The following is a 4,595-nucleotide window of genomic DNA, read 5'->3' as shown; positions in this document are numbered from 1 at the left end:
CTTGGAATATTTCCCTCTGATTTCTTGTCAGGGGTGGGGTTTAATTGACGGTTACATCAATTGGAGCAGACCTCCCGGAAGCTTTCCGGGACGCGGCTCAATTCGGTCATTCGGTGGGTTATTAGATTAATCCTATTACTGTACTGTCTGTTATTTTAAGACACAGTATCACTGCTCAACTATAAAAATACCTGAGTAAATTGATTCATTAATACTGAAGTAAATAGATTTTTCAATTTCCATAGGACTTTTCCTTTCTTTTATTATTCTCCTAAATTCGTTTTCATCCATATTTTGATATAAAAATACTCTCTTATCCTCATCTTCCATCACTCTTTCTGGATTCAATGGAATAAGAACTGCGGAATCATCTGGGTTAACACTAATCCATAAAACGATACTATCAATCTGAATAGGTTCCATCACTTGATCATCGACAGAAAAACTCTCATAAGTATAGGAAAGAGTATCGACTTTCCCGATATTTCCTGAATACTCTTCCCCAGCAAGACTTAATATGATTTCATTATTATTTTGATTTACATTGATTTCTACTATACCCACTTCCTTTTTTAAATCACTGCTATATAGTTCTTGACTTATATTATTTAAATAGGTTATTTGCTTTTCAACGCTATTAAACCAATCCGGTAGTTTTTCTCTATACGGACTCGGCTCCCAAATGAAAAACCTGTATGCAAAGAAAGGGAGAGCAATAAAGAAATAGTATATCCAGAATATCCTTGGCTTCTTGTGTGACTTACCTTGCCTCATTGTATTCCTTCCAATAATCAATCGAATCAGTTGGTATCGATGTAGGTCTATTATCCTCGTATTGTGGTATTTGTCCGCCTCGGCCACCCATTCCTTCGCCAGCGTACATCCTAAAATCGTCTTTTATTTTTTCAATTTGCTCTGCATCATATTCTTGATTTGCATATAACTCACTTTCCAGTAAGCTTTTCTGGCCAGAAAGGTAATCAATAAAATCTTTGTCAATACTGGGATCGACTCCATTAATTATCGCATCAATTACCTTTATTTCATCTTTTGCACCAGTAATAAAAGCTTTCCGTACTTCATACTTAACAACACTTGGATTAACGTCACCTTCAGCCGCACCCGCAGCAACAGCTAACCATGATAAGACTTGAGTCACACCCGATGGTAAGAAACCGATTGCATTAAATACTTTTGCGGTCGCGTTTCTCGAATCTTGAATGGTAGTAAACTGTTTTCCATATGCAGAGCGTGGTGCCTCCATTGGTGTTCCCAATGGTTGTGGATTAGAAACCATTAATTGCCCGATATTAAATATTGACTTGATTGATATATTTCCATTTGGATCAACGTAAATAATAGGATTATTATTTGTATACGAATACCAGTTCGTCGCCTCAACTATGCTGTATCCCTGCCTCGGCTTCCCCTCTCCATCCATCGGATTCATTAGCTGGTACCCCGCAGGGTCCCCGCTCATCCACCTCGACGTCTTCGGATCAAGGTACCGCGCCCCGTAATAATACAGCCCGGTCTCACGGTCCATCTCCTTGCCGGTGAAGCGGAAGGGTATGTAGTTATAACTTGCTGTAGCCTCATCCTCCTGTATCTCGATCCACATCTCACCGTAGGGGGTATACTCTATCCTCTCGTAGGGGTTTCCCTGGGGGTCGGTGATGCAGTGGGCGCTTCCCAGGTGGTCGGGGTGGTAATAGTAGGTGTTAACGTCTTCATAGGGAGTTCCTCCCGTGGAGGGGTTACTCAGGCGGGTTACGATGCGCTCCTTTCCCACGTAGATGTGCTTGGCTCTGCGGAAGCTGCCGGAGTCGGCGGTTTCGGTCCACCATTCGTTAAAGTAGAGGGTTTCGCCACTTATGCCTTCGGTGTAGGAGCCGTCCCCTGCATACTTGGTGGTACGCTTGCCGTCGGCATCGTACAGAAACTTCACACTCTTTCCGTTGGAGGTAAGGACGCTCTTCAAGCGGTTCTCCGCGTCCCAGCTGAAGCTGCGGATGTACTCGTTCTCGTTTCCGCTTTCCACTTCGTTGATAAAGCCGAAGGCCTGGTCGGCCCGGCGGACATCCCCGATGGTGCTCAGGTTCGGGGCTTCATGGGCGGAGGACTGGCCGTCAGGCAGGGTCGATTCCCTCGTTACATTTCCGTTGGCATCGTAGCTGTAGTAGAGCTCCCCTATCCTGGTTGCAAGGTGCGGACGTTGTTCATCGTACTCATAGTCCAGCTCGTAATTCAGGGGCCGGACAGAGGCCGAGGGGACTCTGGTTTCCGTACTGGTCTTCGTAAGGATATTCCCAAGGCCGTCGTAGCTGAAGCTCTGGCTGTAGCGATCGGTCCAGCTGGTGTGGCCGGCGGGTTTGTTCACGTAGGTCCCCTCTTCTCCCACCAGCTGATAGAGCCCGTCGTAGCTGTAACTCTGGGTGCCCATGTACCTGCCGCTTGCGTCTCTCCGCTCCTCGATGTTTCCCACATTGTCAAAGCTGTAGCTCAGGTTCTGCAGGTTCCGTCCCCACTGGTTCTCTGTGTTCAAGGTACTGAGCCAGCGGCGTTCGGGGTCGTAGGTATAACGGGTCACATCCCCGTTGCCGTATTCAAGATAGCTCCGCTGGCCGAACTCGTCGTAACCGATTCTCTCGACGAATACGGTCGTGCTTCCGTTTGGCCGGACGCCTTCAACATGGACTACCTGCCCGCCTTCGTCATAGTCGTAGCGGATCTCCTCTCCGTCAGGATACCTCACGCTCTCCATCTGGCCCAGGTAGTTCGACTGGTACTCGATGCGGGCCTCCCGGGTGGTCGAGAGGGGGTCAAGGCGCCTCAGGGTCCTGGTCTCTGCAATAACCTCACCCATCTTTCCGTACTCGTAGTCGATGCTCCCTGATTCGTCGCTTCTGCTCAACAGCCGTCCTGCCCCGTACTCGATGGCCGCGGCGGCCGTTCCGTACTGATAACTCACATCCATACCGGGGTCGGGGTAGCGGATGTGTATCAGTCGCCCCAGGCCGTCGTACTCGTAGTTCACCGCTCCGCCGGTTTCCCGCAGTACGGCGCTCACCTTCTTTACAAGGCGTCCTGCCGCGTCGTAGCTCAAGGTCGTGCGTCCGGTGTCAGCCGATTCCACGGCGGTCTGGAGGCCCCGGAGGTCATACTCGTATTCCGTTCTGTACTCAGGTGATCCGCTTACATTTTCATCCCGTATCACCGCTTCACACAGCTGTCCCAGCACGTCGTAGCTGTAGGCGCTCTTCATGAGCAGGGTGGATTGGTACTTCTTCCGCAGTTCAACGATACGTCCCCGCTGGTCGCTCAGGGTTTCTGTTACCCGCCCCTCCGGGTCGGTGCTGATGGTTCTCGGGAGGCCTTCTTCTATGCCGTACTCAGTGGTCATGACCGAGCCGTCCGGCAGTTCCACCCGTATGGGCCTGTCCAGAATGTCGTAGTCCGTCACCGTCCCGTTCCGCATGGTTGCGGGGACAGGGTCATCAGGGCCGGGACTGAACCCGGGCTGCCCCTCTTCGATGCTCCGTCCTTTTTTGTCGTAGCGGACTGCTCCGCTTACGTTCCAGCCTGTTTCGCCGCTTCCGTTTTCATCGGTCATCACACCGCTCTTGGCGCTGTAGATTGTTCGGCCAAGGCCGTCGATTGCTATAATGGTCCGGAGGGTCTCCTCGTTTTCAGGGTCCGTGCTGATCTTGTTCTCGGTGATGCTCCGCCAGTACGCATCCCCGGCATGCTCGTAGTCGTAGTGTACTGCCGGGATGCTCTCGTCGTAGGGGGTATAGACGGCAGTCAGCCGTCCGTAGCTGTCGTATTCGCTTCTCTCGGTCAGGCCGTTGGCATCGGTGCGTTCGGTCATCACTCCCAGAGTATAATCCCAGGCCATTTGCGTTGTATACCCGGCTATGCCGCTTCCCGAGGTTTCGATTCGTTCCACAAACTGATCAAGGGTATCGTCGTAGGTGTAGAGGACAGTGGTTCCCCGGGGATCGATAATACTCTGTACCAAGCCGTTCTCGGTCCAGGTGAGGGTCGTTGTAGATGATGTATCCTCGTCTTCCCAGGTCGTAAGGCTTACAAGGTGTCCTGTGTCATCGTAGCTTCCTTCCCGGTGCCGCAGGGTATTTCCGCTTTCTCCTCCGCTTTGTACGACAAGCTCTGTCGGAAGGCCCACGCAGTAGCGATCCTGGGTCAGTACGGTACTCCTGTCGTAGTCAATCGAGAGCCAGAGGGTATCCTCATCGCTGCCGCTCTCGGTACTCTCACGCATGGTACGGACAAGCCCGTACTCGTCGTAGGTGTAGCTCCTGGTAATCGTTGAGCCTTCATAGGGGCCGCTCGACTTTTCCCATTGTGTCGTCCGTTCCTCTGTCAGCTGCGGGAACACCGAGCCGACCTGCAGGTTCTGCTCGTACACCGTTCCCCGGCCGACATGCTTCGTCGCATAGTATACCGGGACAGAGTTGTAGCTGCGTTCGGTACGGCGGTACACAAAGCCGGATTCGTCCAGTACTTCCTGTTCCAGTACCAGGCCCCGATGGGCGTAATCTGTTGTGTCGTACAGGGTCACTGTTTTCTGCAGG

The 4,595-nt window shown here is 51.5% G+C and carries 2 protein-coding genes; both read right to left on the bottom strand.

Translation table 11 applies throughout. From position 1 onward, the window contains the following. Positions 1–168: 168 nt before the first annotated feature. On the bottom strand, positions 169–774 hold the full coding sequence (locus B4O97_RS18950; protein ID WP_083053091.1) for a hypothetical protein: 606 nt from the start codon (positions 772–774) through the stop codon (positions 169–171). After that, positions 761–4,595, bottom strand: a 3,835-nt coding sequence (locus B4O97_RS18945; protein WP_143305832.1) for an RHS repeat domain-containing protein, incomplete at its 5' end; no start/stop codon positions are given. The genes B4O97_RS18950 and B4O97_RS18945, both read right to left, overlap by 14 nt.

It is taken from the genome of Marispirochaeta aestuarii (assembly GCF_002087085.1).
Classification (GTDB): domain Bacteria; phylum Spirochaetota; class Spirochaetia; order JC444; family Marispirochaetaceae; genus Marispirochaeta; species Marispirochaeta aestuarii.
Note: the sequence above shows the minus strand (reverse complement) of the source record. Positions and strands in the feature narration are given on the sequence as shown.